The sequence below is a fragment of the Mycolicibacterium duvalii genome, from assembly GCF_010726645.1.
GTDB classification, from domain to species: Bacteria; Actinomycetota; Actinomycetes; order Mycobacteriales; family Mycobacteriaceae; genus Mycobacterium; species Mycobacterium duvalii.
Window position 1 is genome coordinate 2,665,357 of sequence record NZ_AP022563.1, and the last position, 19,886, is coordinate 2,685,242.

Genomic DNA, 19,886 nt, shown 5'->3' on the forward strand with positions numbered 1-19,886 from the left:
ATGTCCTCCGAACTCACGGCGGTGGCCGCATCCCACGAGGCGTTGCGCGCTGCGCTGAAGCGGGCCGCGTCGGCGTTGTGCGAGAACGGTCCGCCGTTCGCGCTGGCCGGCAGCTATGCGTTGTGGGCCCACGGCGCCCCCGAACCCCTGCATGACGTCGACTTCGTGGTCGCCGAGCAGGATGTCGAAGCGGCGGCCGCGACGTTGTCGAAGGCCGGTTTCGACATCCGCCGACCCCCGGAGCAGTGGCTGTTCAAGGCCGCGATGAGCGTGGACGCTCCTGCAGTCATCGACGTGCTGCACCAGATCAACCGGGTGCCCGTCGAACCGTCGATGATTCAGCGCGCCGCCAGACGCGACGTGCTCGCGGTCTGCATGCCGGTGTTGTCGCCGACGGAGGTGGTCCTGCAGAAGCTGCGGGCCGTACACGAGCACCACTGCGACTTCGAGCCGCTGTTGCTGTCGGTGCGTGCGGTGCGGGAGCAACTCGACTGGGACCTGTTGCGGCGCCAAACCGTGGATTACCCCTTCGCCGAGGCGTTCCTGCTGCTGTGCAACCGGCTCGAGATCGGCTAACGGTCGGAACCTGTTGCGGGAGAACGACCTTCGGTCTTGGCGCGGTACATCGCGGTGTCGGCGTCGCGCAGCACTTCGGCCAGGCTGCGTCCATCGTCGTCGGACAGTCTCGTCACGCCGACGCTGACGCCGATTCGCAGGTGCTTGGATCCGACGGAGATGTCCTCGGCCAGGCCCGCTTTGAGGCGCTCGACGATGGCCTCGAGTTCGTCGGCAGACAACGCACCCATCATCAGGACGACGAATTCGTCTCCGCCGATGCGGGCCACGAGATCTTGCGGACGGACGGCAGCGCGCATGCGTTGTGCGGCGATACGCAGGACATCGTCACCGGTGGGGTGGCCGTGACAGTCGTTGACCGCCTTCATCCCGTTGAGGTCGAGGAACAGCACGGCGGCCAGCCGATCGTCACCGGTGCCGACCAGGGCGGCGGCGGCGAGGTTGAGCGCGTGCACCCGGTTGGGCAGGCCGGTGAGCCAGTCGTGCGTCGCCTCGTGCCACAGACGTTCGCGCGCGTCGTAGTGCTCGGTGATGTCGGTGAACGACAGCAGCACCGATGACGTCGCCGGGTCCTGCGGATCGATGAGACATCCGTTACCGGTCAACCACACCCGCTGGCCGTCGAACCGGTCGACACCGACCACCTCCCGGACCACACTCAGCCCGGTCTTGAGGATCCAGCGCAACGGATGCGAGTCCGTACCGATCTGTGCGCCCTCGGCGTCGTACATCGGCAGATCCGCCCCACTGCTGCTGTGGTGCTGGCCGAGGAGTTCGTCGGCGTTGGCGCCCAGGATCCGGCGTGCCGCTTCGTTGGTGAACGCGAACCGTCCGTCGCTGTTCATCACGACCACGCCGACGTGGAGAAGGTCGAGCACCCGGTAGCAATCGTCGATGACCGGCGACGGGCCGGGGGGTTGCGCCGGGGCGGCGCGCAATGGGGCGGCCGCCGGTGGCGCGAGCGGGGTCTGGAACACCACCTCGAACATCGCTGCGCCGCGATCCGCCCTCAGCGTCGCGACGGCATGCAACGCCACGGTGCTCCCGTCGATCCGACGCAGCGTCACCTCGACCGGGTCGGTCACATCGCCGTCCGCGCGTAAGGTCTCGAGCTGCGCGCGCACGGCGTCCAGGGACGCGAGGTCGAGGAAATCGGCGATCGGACGACCGATGATCTGACCGTCCGATGTCATACCCAGCGCGCGGGCCCCAGCCATGTTGACGTAGTGCACGATGTGGCCGTCATGTAGGCAAACCGGCGACACGCTGGTGTCCAGCAAACGTCGGTAGCGGATGTCGGCAGCAGCGTGGGCTGCGTCGTACGCCGGTCCCCCGGCGGGTGCTGCGGTGCCGCGTTGCCCCGTCAAGCTGCCACCTCGAAGTTGAAATCGACCCCCCGCGGGCTCGGCCGTCCGACTTCGGCACTTTCCCCTTGTCGCAGCCCGCGTGACGAGGCTAGCAAACCTGACGACGGACGGGAAGTAGGCAGGTCTCGCGAGCGGGCACACCGGGGGTGCGAGTTTCGTTGAGCCGGAGGGTCTCCGATGCGAGGATGCGGCCATGTCGTCGCCGTCGAGTCCCCCCGGTGAGTCGCGTCCGCCCACGTTGCGGGTCCTGACCACCCCCCGTGCCGCGGCCGCGGCCGGCATCCTCTTCGCTCTGCTGTTCGCGACCGTCATCGTGCTCGTACGTGCCGCGATACCCGACGGCTCGGCAGGATCGATCGATTGGGCGATCGATCGCCGCCACGCCATCTCGACGGCGGGGGTGCTGATGCCGTTCGCCGGGATCTGCTTCCTCTGGTTCATCGCCGTGGTCCGGGACAGCTTCAAAGCCGTCGAGGACAGGTTTTTCGTCACCGTGTTCCTGAGCAGCGGGCTGTTGTTCGTGGCGATGATGTTCGTGTCGATGGCGGTCGCCAAGGGCCTGGTGTCGGCGGATTCGGCAGCGTCGCCGTTGGGCTCCGACACCCGGTTGTTCGGCGAGACCATGGTGCTGACCACGTGCAAGACGTATGCCACGCGGATGGCTGCGGTGTTCATGATCTCGCTTGCCACCATCTGGCTGCGCACCGGTTTGATGCCGCGCTGGCTGGTGATTCTGACCTATCTGACAGCGGTCGGAGAGCTGGCCGCCGGCGACCTGAGCATCTGGGTCGCGATGACCTTCCCCGTGTGGGTGGTGGTGGTCAGCGTGCTGCTGCTGACCCGTGCCGGCGTGTTCGAGCATGTGCGCCGGCATGCACATGGCTGACTGTGTGCTGTCGCTGCGCAACGGAAGAGGTCCGGTGGCTCCGGATCAATTCCATAGTCGCCCAACGCGTTAGACAATGCGGGGCTTGAGCCCCACTCGCCAGGCCCGCGGGGACCGTTCTTGTCGGTGGTCGCATGTATGTTCGAGTCATGTCGGGTGTGGCTGTGCGGGAGGCGGTTTCGGCGGTACGCGCCGCCGTGGACGCGCTCGCCGCCTGCGATCTGGACCTGCTGACCCGGCCGGAACTGGTGGCCGCGCTCGACGAGTTGGAGACGGTGGGGTGTCAGCTGCCCGCGGTCCGTCACCGGCTGCTGGCCCGGTTGCAGACCGAGACCACCCCGCAGCAGATGGGCGCCAAGTCGTGGAAAGAAGTGCTCTCGGTGCGCTGGCGCATCTCCACCGGCGAGGCCGGCCGCCGACTGACCGAGGCCGCGCTGCTCGCGCCGCGCCAGCCGATCACTGGGCCGGCGCTGCCGCCGGCGCTGCCTGCCACCGCCGCCGCCCAGGCCCACGGCCTGATCAACGACGAACACGTCGAGGTGATCCGCAAAGCCATCAACAAGCTGCCCGGCTTCGTCGACACCACCACCCGCGAGAAGTTCGAGCTCGACCTGGTGCGCAACGCGGTCGGGGCCGGGCCCAAAGAACTCCAGGATGCCGCCGCGCTCACCCTGTTCCTGCTCGACCAGGACGGGCCCGAACCCGACGACACCGAACGCGCCCGCAAACGCGGGGTGTCGATGGGCAAGCAGCGCGACGACGGAACGACTTCGGTCACCGCCGAGTGGACCCCCGAAGCCCGCGCGGTGTGGGAAGTCATTTTCGCCAAATACGCCGCACCCGGGATGTGCAACCCCGACGACCCCCAACCCTGCACCTCCGGCACGCCGACCCAAGCCCAGATCGACAACGACCACCGCAGCCTGGCCCAACGCCAACACGACGCGATGGTCGCCGCCGGACGCATCGTGCTGATGAGCGGAAAGCTCGGCCACCTCAACGGGCTTCCGGTGTCGGTCATCATCCGCACCACGCTGCAAGATCTCGAATCCCGGGCCGGGATCGGCACCACCGGCGCCGGCACCGTGTTGCCGATCGCCGAGGTGCTCCGGCTAGCTTCCCACGCCCACCACTATTTGGCGGTGTTCGACCGCGCCACCGGCTCCGCACTGGACCTGTTCCGCACCCGACGCACCGCGTCCCCGGCCCAGCGGATCATGCTCATCGCCCGCGACGGCGGCTGCACCAAACCCGGCTGCACCATCGGCGCCTACGGCTGCCAAGTCCACCACGCCGCCGGCGACTGGGCTCACGGCGGCAACACCAACATCGACGAACTCGCCCTGGCCTGCGGCCCCGACAACCGCAGCGTCGACACCGACAACGGCTGGACCACGCGCATCACCGGCGGCGACGTCGAATGGATCCCCCCACCCCATCTGGACACCGGGCAGGCCCGGCTCAACCACTACCACCGCCCCGAACGCCTGCTGCGCCCACCCGAACCAGAATGGCTCAGCGACAACAACACCGAGGATCTCTACCCGGCGCAGCCCGCCGACAGCGAAAAGGGGGACACCGCACCACCGGCCGACGGCCCGAGCAGGCCCGGCGAGCCCGGCCAACCCGGCGGACCCGCGCCCCCCGACAACCACGCAGCCTGACGGCTACGACCTTGACGACCGCCCACGGAAGGCGGGGCGGCGGAACGTCCAGGAACCCGGAGTATGTTGAGGCAATCCTCACCTACCCGACCCAAGGACTGCTTCATGCGCACACGTTGGCGCCGCGTCACCCGCGGCATGTCGAGCATCGCCGCAGCACTGGCGCTGATCGCCGGCGCGGTGGCGTGCTCGGGTTCCGGAGACGGCGACGAGCTGCTCATCTACAACGCCCAGCACGAGTCGCTGACCAAAGAGTGGATCGAGGCGTTCACGCATGAGACCGGCATCAAGGTGAGCTACCGGCAGGGCGGTGACACCGAGCTGGGCAATCAGCTCATCGCCGAGGGTGCCTCCTCACCCGCCGACGTCTTCCTCACCGAGAACTCGCCGGCGATGGCGGCCGTCGAGCAGGCGGGGCTGTTCGCCGACATCGACGAGCAGACCAGGTCCCAGGTGCCGGAGCAGTACCGTCCGGCGTCGAACAAATGGACGGGCGTGGCGGCCCGTTCGACAGTGTTCGTCTACAACCGCGACCGGCTGTCGCCCGAGCAGTTGCCGCGCTCGATCATGGACCTGCAGCAGCCGCAGTGGAGCGGCCGCTGGGGCGCACCGCCGGCCAAGGCCGACTTTCAGGCCATCGTCGCGGCGATGCTGGAGCTCACCGGTGAGCAGGCCACGTCGGCGTGGTTGGACTCGATGAAGAGCAACGCCGTCGCCTACCAGGACAACATCGCCACGCTGCGCGCGGTGAACGCCGGTGAGGTCGACGGCGGAGTGATCTACCACTACTACTGGTTCCGCGATCAGGCCAAGACCAAGGAGATCAGCGGCAACACCGAGTTGCATTACTTCAAGAACGAGGACCCGGGCGCGTTCGTCAGCCTTTCCGGGGGCGGTGTGCTCGACTCCAGCGACAAGAAGAGCCAGGCTCAGCAGTTCCTGGCGTTCATCACCGGAAGGGCCGGTCAGGAGGTATTGCAGAACGGTGAGTCGTTCGAGTACCCGGTGGCCAGCGGCGTGCCCGCCAACAGCGCGCTGCCTCCGTTGGACTCGTTGCAGGCGCCTCGGGTGAATCCGTCGGACCTCGACGCCCAGAAGGTGACGGAGCTGATGACGCAAGCCAACCTGTTGTAAGTGGTCACCGCCCCCGTTCCCGCCCGGGAAGCGCGCCCGCACCGACGACGTGTGAACCAGCGGCCTCCGCTGGCGGTGGCCGCTGCGGTGGCTGTCGTGGTGGCGGCCATGGTCGTGCCGCTCGGCTATGTCATCGTCTCGGCGGTCTCGACGGGGCCCGAACGTGCGTATCAACTGCTGGTCCGGCAGCGCGTCGGTGAGCTCCTGGTCAACACCGTGGAGCTGGTCGTCGTCACGGTGCCGTTGTGCGTGCTGCTCGGCGTCGGAGCGGCCTGGTTGATCGAGCGGACCGACCTTCCCGGCCGCGAGCTGTGGCGACCGCTGTTCGTCGCGCCGTTGGCGATCCCGGCGTTCGTCAACAGCTATGCCTGGGTGGGTCTGATCCCGTCGCTGCACGGCCTGCCGGCCGGTGTGCTGGTGACGACGCTGTCGTACTTCCCGTTTGTCTACGTGCCGGCGGCGGCGACACTGCGGCGGCTGGATCCTGCCCTCGAGGAGTCTGCCGCCGCCCTCGGATCGAACAGCGCCGGAGTGCTGTTCCGCGTCGTCCTCCCGCAGCTGCGGCTGGCGGTGCTCGGTGGGTCGCTGTTGATCGGGGTCCACTTACTCGCTGAGTACGGCGCGTTTGCGATGGTGCGGTTCAGCACCTTCACCACGGCGATCTTCGAGCAGTTCCAGGCGACCTTCGACGGTGCCGCAGGCAGCATGCTCGCGTCGGTTCTGGTCCTGCTGTGCCTGCTGATGCTGACCGCGGAGAGTGCAGCGCGGGGGCAGTCCCGCTATGCGCGGGTCGGCGGTGGCGCTCCCCGCTCGGCACGCCCGATCGCCTTGGGATCCTGGCGCACGTCGGCGGTGGCGGCGCTGGTCGCGCTGGCCGGGCTGTCCCTCGGTGTGCCGCTCTACAACATCGGCCGCTGGCTGTGGGCGGGCGGAGCACAGGTCTGGTCGGCTGTGGACCTCGGCTCGGCGCTGAGCCAGACGATCGCGCTGGCTGCGGTGGCAGCCGCGCTGACGGCCGCGCTGGCGTTTCCGGTGGCATGGGTCGCGGTGTACTCCCGGGGGCCGCTCGCCCGGGCCGTGGAGGGCGCAACCTTCGTGACCAGTTCCCTCCCCGGCATCGTGACGGCTCTGGCGTTGATCACCGCGACCATCCAGTTCCTTCCGCCGCTCTACCAGACCTCGGCCCTGCTGATCGGCGCCTACGTCTTGTTGTTCCTGCCCCGGGCGCTGGTGAGCCTGCGCGCGGGGCTGGCGCAGGTGCCGCCCTCCCTGGAGGAGGCGTCGCGCTCGCTGGGCGTCACCCCCGCGTGGAGCTTCCTGCGCGTGACTTTGCGCCTGATCGCCCCCGCAGCAGCGGCGGGCGCGTCTCTGGTGTTCGTCGCCGTGGCCACCGAGTTGACGGCGACGCTGTTGCTGGCCCCGGTCGGCACGCGGACCCTGGCCACGTGGTTCTGGACCTACAGCAGCGAGCTGGATTACGCGGCCGCCGCGCCGTATGCGTTGCTCCTGGTGGCGCTGTCGATTCCGGTGACCTTCGTGTTGATCCGGCAGGCGACGAGGGCGGCGGCGCTGTGAGCGTCATCCTGCAAGCCCACGGCCTGACGAAGTCCTTCGGCGGTCCGCCGGTGCTCGAACACATCGACCTCGAGTTGACCGCGGGCACCACGACCGCCGTGGTCGGCGCTTCGGGTTGCGGGAAGACGACGTTGCTGCGCTTGATCGCCGGGTTCGAGACACCCGACGCCGGCACCATCGTGCTCGACGGACGCGAGGTGTCGGGTGCCGCCACGGCGGTACCGCCGCACCGGCGCAGCGTCGGTTACGTCGCGCAAGACGGGGCACTCTTCCCTCACCTGACGGTCGGTCAGAACATCGCCTACGGGCTGCCCGGCCGCTCGCGTCGCGGTGCCGTACGCGCCAAGGTCGCCGAACTCCTCGACACGGTCGCGCTGAGCGCCACCTTCGCCGAGCGGCACCCGCACGAACTCTCCGGCGGGCAGCAGCAGCGGGTCGCCCTCGCCCGGGCCCTGGCCCGGCAACCGATCCTGATGCTGCTCGACGAACCGTTCAGCGCGCTCGACACCGCGCTACGGGCCACGACGCGCAAAGCGGTGGCCGAGGTCCTCGCCGAGGCCGGAGTCACCACGCTGCTGGTCACCCACGACCAGGAGGAGGCGCTGTCGATCGCCGATCAGGTGGCCGTCATGCGCGACGGCCGCTTCACCCAGGTCGGCACGCCGCAGCAGGTGTACCACGGGCCCAGTGACCGGTTCACCGCCGAATTCCTCGGAGAGTGCGTCTTCTTGCCGTGCTCGGTCAGCGACGGTGTCGCCGACACCCTGTTGGGCCGTGTCCCGGTGTCCGCGAGCGCGATTCAAGGGCCGGCGACGCTGTTGTTGCGGCCCGAGCAGCTGACCGCCACTCAGCTCACCGACGATGGCCGGCCCGGCAGCGTCGGGATCGCGACGGTGCTCGATGTCGAGTTCCTCGGCCGCGAGGTGCTGCTGACGATCGACCTCGCCGGGAGCCCGACACCGATCGTCGTGCGCCAGGGCAGCGTGGACCCGCCCACGGTGTCCAGCAAAGTCGCCATCGACGTGCACGGCAGCGGCGTGGTCCTCGACGAGAAGTGACCGTCCCGATTCAAGACCCGACATACGGGTTACCCTTCGGAGAACAAGTGTTCACTCAATCCGGAGCGAATCCATGCGCACAGCCGATATGCAGGCCCTCGGAGACGTCGCGGCAGAGGGCCTGACCGTCCTCAACAACCTGGCTCGCGGCATGCACCGCGGTATCGCGGGTCGCGTCTTCACCTCCATCGGCCCCACGGCCCGACCCGTCGAGCTCGTGCACGACGCGATCGCCGGCGCGGTGTACGACGCTCTCGGGGTCGCCGGACATCGTCTTCCGCCGGCGTTGAGCGCCTGGGCCGCGTCCGGGCTGGCCTTCGACGACGATCCGGCACTGGACGAGCGTCCGGGCATCGCCGAAGCCATCGCGGCGCTCAACGGGATCTACGGCGACGAACTCGCCGAGCGCGGGTCGGCGCTGGCCGCGCCGATGTCTTTGCGGGTCGCCGGCCGCCCCGTCCCCCTCACGGCCCAGGCGATCACCGCCGCCTATCCGCGGCCGACCGAAGAGCTCGCGGTCTTCGTGCACGGGCTGTGCCAGACCGAGTCGTCGTGGCGGCGGCCGCCTCGACCCGACGCCGACATCGACGACGACCGTTCCTATGGCGAACGGCTCGCCGAGGATCTCGGGTTCACGCCGCTCCACATCCGCTACAACACCGGCCTGCACATCTCGACCAATGGACGCGACCTCGACAAGACGCTGACCCGGCTCCTGGAAATCTGGCCGGTCCCGGTGCGCCGCATCGCGTTGATCGGCCACTCGATGGGCGGTTTGGTGGCGCGCAGCGCCTGCCACTACGGCCGTGAGCAGAATCGGCGCTGGACCAGAAGCACCAGTCAGGTCGTCTGCCTGGGGTCGCCGCACCTGGGCGCCGATCTGGAGAAGGCGGTCAATGCCGCCACCTGGGTCATGGCCAGGCTCGGCGAGACCCGGGCGATCGCCGAACTGCTCAATCTGCGCAGCGACGGCATCAAAGATCTACGATTCGGAGCTCTGCTCGACGACGACTGGGGCGAGGCCGACCCCGACGAGTTCCTACGGAACCGGTGTTCGGAAGTGCCTTTCCTGCCTACTGCGTCTCACCATTTCGTCGCGACCTCGGCCGCTCCCGCCGCCCTCGGCGCCGTCGTCGGCGACCACCTTGTCCGTCCGTCGAGCGCGGCCGGGCGGGGACGCCGGCGACGGCTTCCCTTCTCGGAGGACGCGGGCCTGACCATGACCGGCCTGCACCATTTCGATCTGCTCAATCACCCGGAGATCTACGCGAAGATCCGGCACTGGCTCAGCGCGTGAATCGGGGTCTATTCCGCTTGGCGGTAGAAGGGTTCGACTTCGCCGCTGAGCTTGATGACCATCGGATTTCCGCGGCGATCCTTGGCGGTCGGGACTTCGACACGGATCCAACCCGCGGCCACGTCGTACTCGTGGACGTTGGTCTTCTCGACGCCGTTGAAGCGAATTCCCACGTCGCGGCTGAGCGCCTCTTCGCTGTAGAAGTCGCTTCGCGGATCGACGGAGAGGCGATTCGGCGGAACGTCGGTGTTCTGGTCCTCAGGCATGACGGCTCTCGTTGATTGCTGCGATGGGTTGTCGACATCGATCGACCCCTGCTGAACCTGCGTGTTTCCTGGTGGAGCTAAGGGGATTCGAACCCCTGACCCCCACACTGCCAGTGTGGTGCGCTACCAACTGCGCCATAGCCCCTCAAGTTGTGCCCACCGAAGTTACACCACGAGCGGTTGCCGCTCAAAATCGCTGGTCACGGCACTTCGCCGCCGGCCTCGGGCCCCAGCGGCCGGACTTCGGTGTGCTCGTGGCGCCGCGGCGGTCTGGTCTCGGGCGCGAAGATCCAGAAGAGCGCCGCGACCGCGAGGATGACGCCACTGGTCAGGAACGCCCAGCCGTAGGACGTGTACTGCGCGATCAGCCCGACCAGCAGCGATCCGCCGATCGAACCGAAATCGGCCATCATCTGGAACGTCGCGACCGCGGTCCCGCCCCGCGACTTGTTACCCACGACGTCGGCGACGGCGGCCTGCTGCGGGGAGATGAAGATGCCCGTCGCCGCGCCGGCCACGTACGCCGCCGCCAGGAACACCGGCAGCGAGGTCGTGAAGCCGACCAGCGCGGTGGACACGGCCGCCAGGGTCAGCCCGAAGATCAGCAGTTTGCGCCGCCCTAGCCGGTCGGACAGGTAGCCGCTGGGGATGACCACCGAGATGTTGCCGACCGCGAACGCGGTCAGCGCCAGGCCGGCCGCGCCCGGCCCTCGCCCCAGCACTTCGACGACGAACAGCGGTACCAGCGCGATCCGCAGACCGAACGAGGCCCACCCGGTCGCGAAGTTCGACACCAGCGCGGCCCGGTACGCCCGGTGCCGGAAAACGGTGCGAAACGACACCGGGGCTTCGTCGTCGGTGTCGGGCCGGCCGACCACCGCGGAGTTGCGCAGGCTGACGAACACCACGGTCGCCGCGACCAGCAGCGCGGCGCCGTAGATCAAGAACGGCGCCGACAGCCCGAAGCCCGCGGTCAGGCTGCCCAGAATAGGGCCGCCGACCGAACCGATCATGAAGCCCGACGAGAACAGGCCCGCCACCCGGCCGCGGGCGTCCGCCGGCGAGATCCGGATCATCAACCCCAGCGACGACACCGTGAACATCGCCGACCCGACACCGCCCAACGAGCGGAAAAGCAGTAGCTGCCAATAGGTTTCGGCAAACGCGCACGCCGCGGTCGACAACGCGACGATGATGAGCCCGCTGATGTAGACCCGCCGCTCCCCCAGCCGCTGGACCAGCAACCCGGCCGGCGGCGCGCCGACCAGCCGCATCACCGCGAACGCGGTGATGACGAACGTCGCCGCGCTGATGCTGACCCCGAAGTGCCGGGCGTACTGCGGCAGCACCGGCGCCACCACGCCGTAACCCAGTGCCACGACGACGTTGGCGACCACCAGAACCCAGACTTCGCGGGGCAGTCGGCGCTTGTCCGTGGGCGGACAGTCACCCTCCGCGCGTGAGGACCGCGAGGTCACGAAATGACCGCCGCCACCACCTCGCGGGCGGCCTGCTGAACCTCGGCGAGATGCTCAGGGCCGCGGAAGGATTCGGCATAGATCTTGTAGACATCCTCGGTTCCCGACGGTCGCGCGGCGAACCAGGCGTTCTCGGTGGTCACCTTCAAACCGCCCAGCGGGGCCCCGTTACCCGGTGCGGCGGTGAGCTTGGCGGTGATCGGTTCGCCGGCCAACTCGGTGGCACTGACCTGCTCGGGCGCCAGCTTGGCCAGGCGGGCCTTCTGCTCGCGGTCGGCCGGCGCGTCGATGCGGGCATAGGTCGGCGACCCGTACCGATCGGCGAGTGCGGCGTAGCGCTGTGACGGTGTGGAGCCGGTCACCGCGAGGATCTCGGCGGCCAGCAGCGCCAGGATGATGCCGTCCTTGTCGGTGGTCCACACCTTTCCGTCGCGGCGCAGGAACGACGCGCCGGCGCTCTCCTCGCCGCCGAAACCGATGGTGCCGCCGAGCAGTCCGTCCACGAACCACTTGAACCCGACGGGCACCTCGACCAGGTCGCGGCCCAGCCCCGCCACCACCCGATCGATGATCGATGAACTCACCGCGGTCTTGCCGACCGCCGTCTGCGCGGCCCAGTCGGGCCGGTGGGCGAACAGGTAGTCGATGGCCACCGCCAGGTAGTGGTTCGGGTTGAGCAGTCCACCGTCGGGAGTGACGATGCCGTGGCGGTCGGAGTCCGCGTCGTTGCCGGTGGCGATCTGATAATCGTTCCGATTCGCAATCAGCCCTGCCATCGCGTTCGGCGAGCTGCAGTCCATCCGGATCTTGCCGTCCGTGTCGAGTGTCATGAAGCGCCATGTCGCGTCGACGAGCGGGTTCACCACGGTCAGCTCGAGGTTGTGCCGCTCGGCGATCGCGGCCCAGTAGTCGACGCTGGCGCCGCCCAGCGGGTCGGCGCCGATGCGGATGCCTTCGGCGCTGATCGCGTGCAGGTCGACCACCTGGGGCAGATCAGCGACGTAGGCGTCGAGATAGTCGTGGCGGTGCGCGCTGCCCAGCGCGCGGGTCAGCGGGATGCGCCGCACCGCGGCCACGCCGTCGCGCAGGATCTCGTTGGCCCGCCGGGCGATCGCACCGGTCGCATCGGTATCGGCCGGACCGCCGTTGGGCGGGTTGTACTTGAACCCGCCGTCGCGCGGCGGATTGTGCGACGGCGTGACCACGATGCCGTCGGCGAGCCCGCCCGTCCGCCCGCGGTTGTAACCCAGGATGGCGTGGCTGATCGCCGGCGTCGGGGTGTAGCGACCCGCCGAATCCACCATCACCTCAACGTCGTTGGCGACCAGTACCTCCAGCGCTGAGGACCAGGCCGGCTCGGACAGCGCATGGGTGTCCCGGCCGAGGAACAGCGGGCCGTCGATCCCCTGCGCGGCGCGGTACTCGACGATCGCCTGGGTGGTCGCCAGGATGTGCGCCTCGTTGAACGCCGCGTCGAGGCTGGAGCCGCGGTGCCCGGAGGTTCCGAAACTGACCTGTTGGTCCACGTCGTCGGGGTCGGGAGACACGGTGTAGTAGGCCGTCACCACCGCGGCGATGTCGATGAGGTCTTCGGGCTGCGCCGGCGAACCGGCGCGGGGATTGGCCGCCATGTCCTCGATTCTGCTACGCGTCCTCCCGCACCACACACCGGCTGGTCGGCATACTGCGGTGATGGCCGTCGACGCACGCGAGCTCGCCGCGGTGTTCGCCGGCGGCGCGCTGGGCACTCTGGCGCGCGCGGGTTTGGAGGAATTGGCCGCCCCGGACCCCGGTCACTGGCCGTGGCCGACGTTCACCGCCAACATCGTCGGCGCGTTCCTGCTCGGCTGGTTCGTGACCCGGCTGCTCGAACGGCTGCCACCGTCGAGCTATCGACGTCCGCTGCTCGGCACCGGGTTCTGCGGAGGGCTGACCACCTTCTCCACGATGCAGGTCGAGACGCTGAAGATGCTCGAGCACGGTCATTACGGGCTCGCTGTCGGATACACGTGCGCCAGCCTCGGGGCCGGTCTGGTGACGGTGGCGCTGGCGACCGCCCTCGCGCGCAGGGCCCGGGTGATCCGGTGACCGCGGTTGCGGTCTGGCTCGGCGTCGGTGTCCTCGGCGGATGCGGGGCGCTCCTGCGGTTCCTCGTCGACCGCGCGGTGTCCCGACGCTCGTCATGGGCGTTTCCGCTCGGGACGTTCGTGGTCAACGTCAGCGGCGCCTTCCTGTTGGGGTTCTTCGCCGGGCTGGCGTTCTCACCGCACGTCGCGCTGTTGGCCGGCACCGCCTTCGTCGGCGCCTACACCACGTTCTCCACCTGGATGTTCGAGACCCAGCGGCTGGCTGAGGAGCGCCAGCTCTGGCCGGCCTTCGCCAACATCGCGGCCAGCGTGCTCGTCGGGCTGGCGGCGGCGTGGGCGGGTCAGCAACTGGGGGTCCGGCTATGACCGGCGAGTTGATGACGCTGACCGCGCGGTTCGCCGAACGGGACCGCCGCAACGGGCGATTCCTCATCGAGGAGATGCTTGCCATGTGCGAGCAGCTCGGTGTCGCCACCAGCATCGCGCTGCGCGGCATCGGGGGCTTCGGCCCGACCCACGTCGCCCGCAGCGACCGAGCGCTGACGCTGTCGGAGGACCCCCCGGCCGTGCTCATCGCCCTGGACAGCGAGGACGTCATGCGCGGTCTGGCCGACGAGGTGGCGATGATGATCCGCCGCGGCGTGGTCACGCTGCAGCGGGACCGCCCGCGCCCCGACCTTCCCGCCGATGCGGTGGTCCGCGTGTCGCTGTACCTCGGGCGACGGCACCGCGTGGCCGGCAACCCGGGACACGTCGCGGTGTGCGCAGCACTGCACCGGCTGGGTTTCACCGCTGCCGAGGTGCTGCTCGGGGTGGACGGCACGATCGGTGGCCGACGTCGACGCGCCCACTTCATCGGTCGCAACGCCGATGTCCCGCTGCGGATCTCGGCGGTCGGCACGGTGCCACAACTCGACGCGGCCCGCGCCGAACTGCTCGCGCAGCTGCCTGCTGCGCCGATCACCGTGGATCCGGTGGTGGTGTGCCGCTCCGCGGGTAACGCCCTGGCCCCGATCCCGGAGCCCAATGAGTCGGGGTACCTGAAGCTGATCGTGCGTACCGCCGAGGACACCCTCTATGACGGTCGACCGATCCACCGCGGTCTGATCACCCGGTTGATGGCCGCCGGCCACGTCGGCGGGGCAACGTCGGTGCGGGGCATCTGGGGCTACCTGAACGGTGAGGCCCCGCACGGCGACCGCTTCCTGAGCCTGACCCGGCATGTGCCCGTGGTGACGAGCATCGTCGACACCGCCGAGAGCATCGCGCGCAGTTTCCCGATCGTCGAGGAGCTCACGGGCAGTGGCGGCCTGGTCACGTGCGAACCGGTCGACGCCGCGGTGTCCCGCGACGACGGTCGCAGCCGTGGGCGCCTCGGACCGGCGGGGTGAATAGGCCGGCGTCCGCCTCAGCGGCGTCCTCAGGCCGGCCGATGCAGCGCGTAGAGGGCCATCGTGCGGTTGGACATCTCGTGGACGCCGAGGAACTCGCAGTTGGCGGACTCACACAACCGGCGCGCCGTCCTGTTGCGATGGTCGGGGTCGAACATCATGCGCCGGCAGCGGGGTTCGAGTGCGAACAGGCCGGCAGCCACCTGCGGCAGCAGCAGCGGGCCGAACCCGCGGTTGACCAGGTCGAGATCGGCGATGGCGGCATGCAGACCGAGGTCATACGGGTCGGCCGCATACCGGGTCGCGATGGAGTCCTTGGCGGCCCGATAGACCTCGACGTAGCCGCGGTCTTCGCCGTGCAGGCTGACGAGCACCGGACGTGAGTAGTCGCCCGCCAGCTGCGCGCGCAGATATCCGCGCCACCACGCCGCCGGCCGGTCGTACTCCCACGCCTCGGCCAGGTGCGGACGGTTCATCCACTCCGCGATCATCTCGGCGTCGGCCTCGGCATCGACCACCCGCGTCGCGTACGGCTCGGCCAGCCGCGGGATCGGTGGCGCCGGGACAGCGCGGACATCGTCGCTGAGCTCGGTGAGCTCCCGAGGCAGCACGGGCAATACGTCAGTCATCGTGACCGCAGAGCCTACCGGAGGTGGTAAGGGTAGGTTGTCCTACCTTCAGGCCGACAGCAGCAGCACACCCGAGCTGATCAGTGCGACGACCTTGACCACCTCGAGGATCACGTAGCCGTAGTGGGCACGCGAGCGTGGACCTTCGGCTCCGGCGAGCACCTGATCGGAGCGGCGGGTCAGCGCCGGGCGCACGAACAACAACTGACCGGCCAGCATCACCGTTGCGACGACCACGGCGACCAGCGCAGCGGTCGATGGACCCCCGACCACCAACGCGATCAGTACGGTGGCAGCCAGCACCAGCTCACAACTGTTGAGCGCGCGGAACACCAACCGCCCGATACCGAGCCCGACCTGCAGCGTCACCCCGGGCGCGCGGAACTTCAGTGGTGCCTCGAGAAAGGAGATCGCCAGCACCATTCCCAGCCAGACGAACGTCGCCGCCACGGCGACCGCGGACGCAGCGTGCACGCCTGACAGCGTAGGTGACATCGTGGAGCCATGGACGTCGACCGCGTCACGGAGTTGCAGCGCTGGGAAGACGCCGGCGCCGTCTGGGAGGTCGTCAGCCGGCGCGCCGACGAGGTCACGGTCGCCTTGCTGCGCTGCGACGGCGGCGAGGAGGTCGGGCGGTTCACCAGCGGCGATCCGCGGCTGCTCGCCTTCGTCGGGGGGCGCACGCGCAGCGACCCGTGACGCCCGCTCGCTGATTCCACCGATTCGCCGTGCCGCGCCCTCGGCCCTGGTTACGGTACTGCCGGGGGGTGGCGGAAGGATCCCGCGTGGCTGCGACGTCTCTGACACCACACGAGCGGCTGGTCGGACGCTTCGGCGCATTGGCCGTGATGGCCGGAGTGGGATTCGCGCTGGCGCACAGCCCGGCCGTCGCGGTCGCCGATGACACGCCGTCACGCCAGCGCACGTCGGAATCGTCACGCTCCGCCGGGTCCGGCGATCGAGCAGCCGCTTCGGAGCGTTCGGACACTTCGGGGCAGTCCCGGAACAGGCGGCACCTCGCCCCCGACGAGGACGCCACCGCCGAGGACGCCCCGGTCCGACGGACGCATCGGCGCACCACCGTCACTCTCGACGACGAGCCGGCGGTCGAACCCGACGGCGACGCCGACCCGGCCCCGGCCGAGCCGCCCGGAGACGAACCCGAGGTGCCCGCCGACCCGGCATCCACCGCACTGTGGACACTCGCGGGAACCGCGCGCCGCGACGCGGTCACCGACACGGCGCCGTCGGTGAGTCCGTTGGGTACCGAGCAACAACTCGAGGCCGAGCGCATCGCCACCCGGATCGTGCACACGCTGCCGGTGCAGCTGATGAAGGCGGTGCTGCGCACCGGCTGGCTGGCGACCGCGCGGCGGGAGTACCGGGCACTCGGCGGGATCGACCGCACCAACCTCGATCAGCTCGGGCGCGCGGTCGATGAGTACGCCATGGCCGCGGCCTTCCAACAGCAGTTGCTCAACCCCATGCGACCGACCGTGGTGGCCCAGGTCGCCCCGCCGCACTCGTGGTACGGCATGTCGGTGCCGGGCTCGCGCATCCTCTACGACAACCCGGACACGATCTACCGCTTCATGGGCGTCAACAAAACGTCGACCTACGTCATCACCGGCAGGGTCACCGGCGCTCCCGCCGCCGACCTCACTTTCAGTGTGCTGACGGGACTTTCGGGTGTCACTGCCGACATCCTCACCGGCCGGCAGCTGCAGCTGGAGCCCGACGGTTCCTTCACGGTCACCGTCAGCGGAGCCCCGGCGGCGCCCGGACAGACCAACCACCTCCAGCTGACCAACGACACCACGCTGATCGCGGTGCGCGACACCCTGTCGCAGTGGGAGGCGCAGGTGCCCATGGAGCTGGCGATCGAGCGGGTCAGCGGCCCGCCGAACAGCTTGTTCAGTCAGCTCGGCGGCTTCGCGATTCCGTTGATCGGTCCTACGGTCAGCAGCAGTCGGCTGCTCACGACTCTGGTCTCACTGATCCCGCCGCTGCCGGTGCAGCCGACCCTGCTGCGGGGCACGGTCACCGCGGCGGTGATGGCGCTGGGTTTGTCGATGGAAGCCAAGTACATCAAGGTCGCCACCACCGACCCCGCCACCGGACAGCGCTTGGCGCCCAACGAGTTCCGCGACCCGTCGCGTAATGCCGAATTCCTGGCCACCCAGCTGCAGAGCGCCGGCTATTTCGCGCTGACCGACCGGCAGGCGCTGGTGCTCACCGTCGCTCCCGGCAACGCCGGGTACTTCACCGTGCCGGTGACCAATCTGTGGACGATCACCGACAACTACTGGGATCAGCAGACCAGCCTCAACAACGCGCAGGCCGAGCCCAACGACGACGGCACCTACACCTTCGTGATCTCCTCGCGCGACCCCGGCGTGCACAACTGGGTGTCGACCGGCGGTCTGAACCAGGGCACCATCTCGATCCGCTTCCAGGATCTGGACCCGGAATCGGACGCGGTGCCCACGGTGCGCGCCGTGGTGGTCGACCGGCGCCGGTTGCCCACCGTCCTACCGGCCGACACCCGCTATCTGACGCGCGCGCAGCGAAGCGAACAGCTTGCCCTGCGGCGGGCCGGCTTCGACGTGCGGTTCGCGCCGTTCCCGCAGTGACGGCAGTGACCTTTAAGCGTGGCCGGATTCCTTGCGGCCGAACGGCAGCACATGCATCACCGCCACCACGATCGCCCCGACGATCAACCCGATGACCGCCGACGCTGCGGTATTGACCAGCCAGCCGAGCACCCCGCCGACAGCGGCGACGTGGTGCACGGCATCTTCGGCGTGGTGGACCATGCTGTAGGGCCAGTGCCAGCCCAGTTCGTCGGTGCCCACCAGCAGGATGTGGCCGCCGACCCACAGCATTGCCACCGTGCCGATCACCGCGAGCGCGCTGAGCAGTTTGGGCATGCCCTTGACCAGTCCCCGCCCGACCTTCTGGACGAACGTCGAGGACCGTTGGGCGAGGCTCAGCCCGATGTCGTCCATCTTCACGATGCCGGCGACGACGCCGTACACCACCGCGGTGATCACGAACGCCACCACGACGAGAATGATCAGCCGCGGGAAGAAAGACTGATCGGCCACCTCGTCCAGCGCGATCACCATGATCTCGGCGGACAGGATGAAGTCGGTGCGGATGGCGCCGGAGGTCATCTGCCGTTCGGCGTCCGGGCCCACCATCGCGACCGGAGCCGCATGCGCGTCATGGCCGGTGATCCGGCCCCAGACCTTTTCCGCGCCCTCGTAACACAGATACGTCGCGCCCAGCATCAGGATCGGTGTCAGCAGCCAGGGCAGGAACTGACTGAGCAGCAGCGCCGCGGGCAGGATGAACACCAGCTTGTTGCGCAGCGATCCGATCGCGATGCGCTTGATGATCGGCAGTTCTCGCTCGGCGGCGATGCCGTGCACGTACTGCGGCGTCACGGCGGTGTCGTCGATCACCACGCCGGCGGCCTTGGCCGTGGCGCGTCCGGCGGCCGCCCCGATGTCGTCGACCGAGGCCGCGGCCAGCCGGGCGAGCATCGCGACGTCGTCGAGGAGCGCGAACAATCCTGCGCTCATCGGACCCTCTCGGTCTGTGTGCCGGACATGGCTGGCAACGATACCCGCGGCCAGAACCGCGGTCTCGTCCTGCGGCGGGGGTGCGTTTCGGTGGTCCGGCACCCGGGTATCTGCCGGGACATCGAGTCAGGTGGCCTGCGGCGTTGTCCGTTGTCTGCGGCCGCCTGCTGACGGTGACGAGGTTCTCGATGACGACGAAGCGTCCGGCCGTGCTGTTCGACGTGGACGGCACGTTGGTGGACTCCAACTACCTGCACGTCGGCGCGTGGCTGCGGGCCTTTCACGACGAGGGGATACCCGTGGCCGGCTGGCGTATTCACCGCTGTATCGGCATGGACGGTACGACGCTGGTCGAAACGCTGAGCGACGGCGCGCAGTCCGAGGTGCTCGATCGTCTGAAGGACCGGCACAGTGAGTACTACCGGCAAGCCGCCTCCGTGCTGTCGCCGTTGCCCGGGGCCCGCGACCTGCTGCGCCGGGTCGCCGAGCGGGGCCTGCAGGTGGTGCTGGCCACGTCGGCCCCCGAGGACGAGTTGCAGATGCTGCGCGAGGTTCTCGACTGCGACGAGGTGGTCGCGGAGGTGACGTCGTCGCAGGATGTCGACATCGCCAAGCCCAGGCCCGACATCGTTCAGGTGGCGTTGGATCGCGCCGGGGTGGGGGCCCAGGATGCGGTCTTCATCGGGGACGCGGTGTGGGACTGCGAGGCCGCCGCTCGTGCCGGTGTCGCGTCCATCGCGGTCCTCAGCGGCGGAGTGTCGCGTGCCGAACTGTACGACGCCGGTGCGATGGACGTGTTCGAAGACGCCGCCGATCTCTTGGCCAAGCTCGACTCCACAAGAATCGGCGAGCTGGCGGCCCGGGGCTCCGGGAGCCGATGACGGCGCTGCG

20 protein-coding genes and 1 tRNA gene are annotated in these 19,886 nt (G+C 69.1%); 13 read left to right on the forward strand and 8 right to left on the reverse strand.

What is annotated here, in order from left to right:
• Positions 1–576 (forward strand): nucleotidyltransferase family protein, encoded by a 576-nt coding sequence (locus tag G6N31_RS12520; RefSeq protein ID WP_098004932.1) that lies wholly within the window; start codon positions 1–3, stop codon positions 574–576.
• On the opposite strand, the gene G6N31_RS12525 is transcribed toward G6N31_RS12520, so the two are convergent.
• A complete protein-coding gene (locus G6N31_RS12525; RefSeq protein WP_163722151.1) occupies positions 573–1,943 on the reverse strand; it encodes a diguanylate cyclase in 1,371 nt (456 codons plus the stop codon). The genes G6N31_RS12520 and G6N31_RS12525 overlap by 4 nt on opposite strands.
• A 193-nt stretch (positions 1,944–2,136) precedes the next feature.
• On the opposite strand from G6N31_RS12525, the gene G6N31_RS12530 reads away from it, so the two are divergent.
• The 6 genes from G6N31_RS12530 (at position 2,137) to G6N31_RS12555 (ending at position 9,557) form a co-directional block, all read left to right on the forward strand.
• On the forward strand, positions 2,137–2,829 hold the full coding sequence (locus G6N31_RS12530; RefSeq protein WP_179964302.1) for a hypothetical protein: 693 nt from the start codon (positions 2,137–2,139) through the stop codon (positions 2,827–2,829).
• A 134-nt stretch (positions 2,830–2,963) separates the two neighbouring features.
• Positions 2,964–4,493, forward strand: coding sequence for an HNH endonuclease signature motif containing protein (locus G6N31_RS12535; protein WP_163722153.1), 1,530 nt, complete (start codon positions 2,964–2,966; stop codon positions 4,491–4,493).
• A gap of 105 nt (positions 4,494–4,598) precedes the next feature.
• Positions 4,599–5,627 carry an iron ABC transporter substrate-binding protein gene (locus tag G6N31_RS12540; protein WP_098002854.1) on the forward strand — a complete coding sequence of 343 codons (1,029 nt, stop codon included), beginning with the start codon at positions 4,599–4,601 and terminating at the stop codon, positions 5,625–5,627.
• A gap of 108 nt (positions 5,628–5,735) precedes the next feature.
• Positions 5,736–7,202, forward strand: coding sequence for an ABC transporter permease (locus G6N31_RS12545; protein WP_098002967.1), 1,467 nt, complete (start codon positions 5,736–5,738; stop codon positions 7,200–7,202).
• The gene (locus G6N31_RS12550) at positions 7,199–8,260 is read left to right on the forward strand and encodes an ABC transporter ATP-binding protein (RefSeq protein ID WP_098002855.1); all 1,062 of its coding nucleotides are present in this window, start codon (positions 7,199–7,201) and stop codon (positions 8,258–8,260) included. Before G6N31_RS12545 ends, G6N31_RS12550 begins: the two co-directional genes overlap by 4 nt.
• Before the next feature lie 73 nt (positions 8,261–8,333).
• A complete protein-coding gene (locus tag G6N31_RS12555; protein ID WP_098002856.1) occupies positions 8,334–9,557 on the forward strand; it encodes an esterase/lipase family protein in 1,224 nt (407 codons plus the stop codon).
• Between the two features lie 8 nt (positions 9,558–9,565).
• On the opposite strand, the gene G6N31_RS12560 is transcribed toward G6N31_RS12555, so the two are convergent.
• The 4 genes from G6N31_RS12560 to pgm form a co-directional block, all read right to left on the reverse strand.
• Entirely contained in the window at positions 9,566–9,823 is a 258-nt protein-coding gene (locus G6N31_RS12560) for a DUF3297 family protein (protein ID WP_098002857.1), read from the reverse strand.
• A 69-nt stretch (positions 9,824–9,892) separates the two neighbouring features.
• Positions 9,893–9,968, reverse strand: a tRNA-Ala gene (locus G6N31_RS12565).
• Positions 9,969–10,023: 55 nt separating this feature from the next.
• A complete protein-coding gene (locus G6N31_RS12570; RefSeq protein ID WP_098002858.1) occupies positions 10,024–11,301 on the reverse strand; it encodes an MFS transporter in 1,278 nt (425 codons plus the stop codon).
• Positions 11,298–12,932, reverse strand: a complete 1,635-nt coding sequence (gene pgm, locus G6N31_RS12575) for a phosphoglucomutase (alpha-D-glucose-1,6-bisphosphate-dependent) (protein WP_098002859.1) — start codon at positions 12,930–12,932, stop codon at positions 11,298–11,300. Before pgm ends, G6N31_RS12570 begins: the two co-directional genes overlap by 4 nt.
• 61 nt (positions 12,933–12,993) lie before the next feature.
• Between pgm and crcB (G6N31_RS12580) the strand changes: the two genes are divergently transcribed.
• From crcB (G6N31_RS12580) to G6N31_RS12590, 3 genes are read left to right on the forward strand one after another with little or no spacing between them, the layout of a single operon-like run.
• A complete protein-coding gene (crcB, locus tag G6N31_RS12580) occupies positions 12,994–13,389 on the forward strand; it encodes a fluoride efflux transporter CrcB (RefSeq protein ID WP_163722156.1) in 396 nt (131 codons plus the stop codon).
• Positions 13,386–13,754 (forward strand): fluoride efflux transporter CrcB, encoded by a 369-nt coding sequence (gene crcB, locus G6N31_RS12585; RefSeq protein ID WP_098002861.1) that lies wholly within the window; start codon positions 13,386–13,388, stop codon positions 13,752–13,754. The genes crcB (G6N31_RS12580) and crcB (G6N31_RS12585) overlap by 4 nt, the downstream gene beginning before the upstream one ends.
• Complete coding sequence (locus G6N31_RS12590; RefSeq protein ID WP_098002862.1) at positions 13,751–14,779, forward strand: DUF190 domain-containing protein; 1,029 nt, start codon at positions 13,751–13,753, stop codon at positions 14,777–14,779. Before crcB (G6N31_RS12585) ends, G6N31_RS12590 begins: the two co-directional genes overlap by 4 nt.
• Before the next feature lie 29 nt (positions 14,780–14,808).
• Here G6N31_RS12590 and G6N31_RS12595 read toward each other — a convergent pair whose 3' ends face one another.
• Positions 14,809–15,408, reverse strand: coding sequence for a GNAT family N-acetyltransferase (locus tag G6N31_RS12595; RefSeq protein ID WP_098002863.1), 600 nt, complete (start codon positions 15,406–15,408; stop codon positions 14,809–14,811).
• Between the two features lie 48 nt (positions 15,409–15,456).
• Positions 15,457–15,882, reverse strand: a complete 426-nt coding sequence (locus G6N31_RS12600) for a hypothetical protein (protein ID WP_098002864.1) — start codon at positions 15,880–15,882, stop codon at positions 15,457–15,459.
• A gap of 30 nt (positions 15,883–15,912) precedes the next feature.
• On the opposite strand from G6N31_RS12600, the gene G6N31_RS12605 reads away from it, so the two are divergent.
• Positions 15,913–16,107, forward strand: a complete 195-nt coding sequence (locus G6N31_RS12605) for a hypothetical protein (protein WP_098002865.1) — start codon at positions 15,913–15,915, stop codon at positions 16,105–16,107.
• A gap of 86 nt (positions 16,108–16,193) precedes the next feature.
• Positions 16,194–18,041, forward strand: a complete 1,848-nt coding sequence (locus tag G6N31_RS12610) for a hypothetical protein (protein ID WP_420090443.1) — start codon at positions 16,194–16,196, stop codon at positions 18,039–18,041.
• Between the two features lie 12 nt (positions 18,042–18,053).
• Here G6N31_RS12610 and G6N31_RS12615 read toward each other — a convergent pair whose 3' ends face one another.
• Positions 18,054–18,995, reverse strand: a complete 942-nt coding sequence (locus G6N31_RS12615; protein WP_098002969.1) for a DUF808 domain-containing protein — start codon at positions 18,993–18,995, stop codon at positions 18,054–18,056.
• Between the two features lie 188 nt (positions 18,996–19,183).
• On the opposite strand from G6N31_RS12615, the gene G6N31_RS12620 reads away from it, so the two are divergent.
• Positions 19,184–19,876 (forward strand): HAD family hydrolase, encoded by a 693-nt coding sequence (locus tag G6N31_RS12620; protein WP_098002866.1) that lies wholly within the window; start codon positions 19,184–19,186, stop codon positions 19,874–19,876.
• Positions 19,877–19,886: the final 10 nt, after the last annotated feature.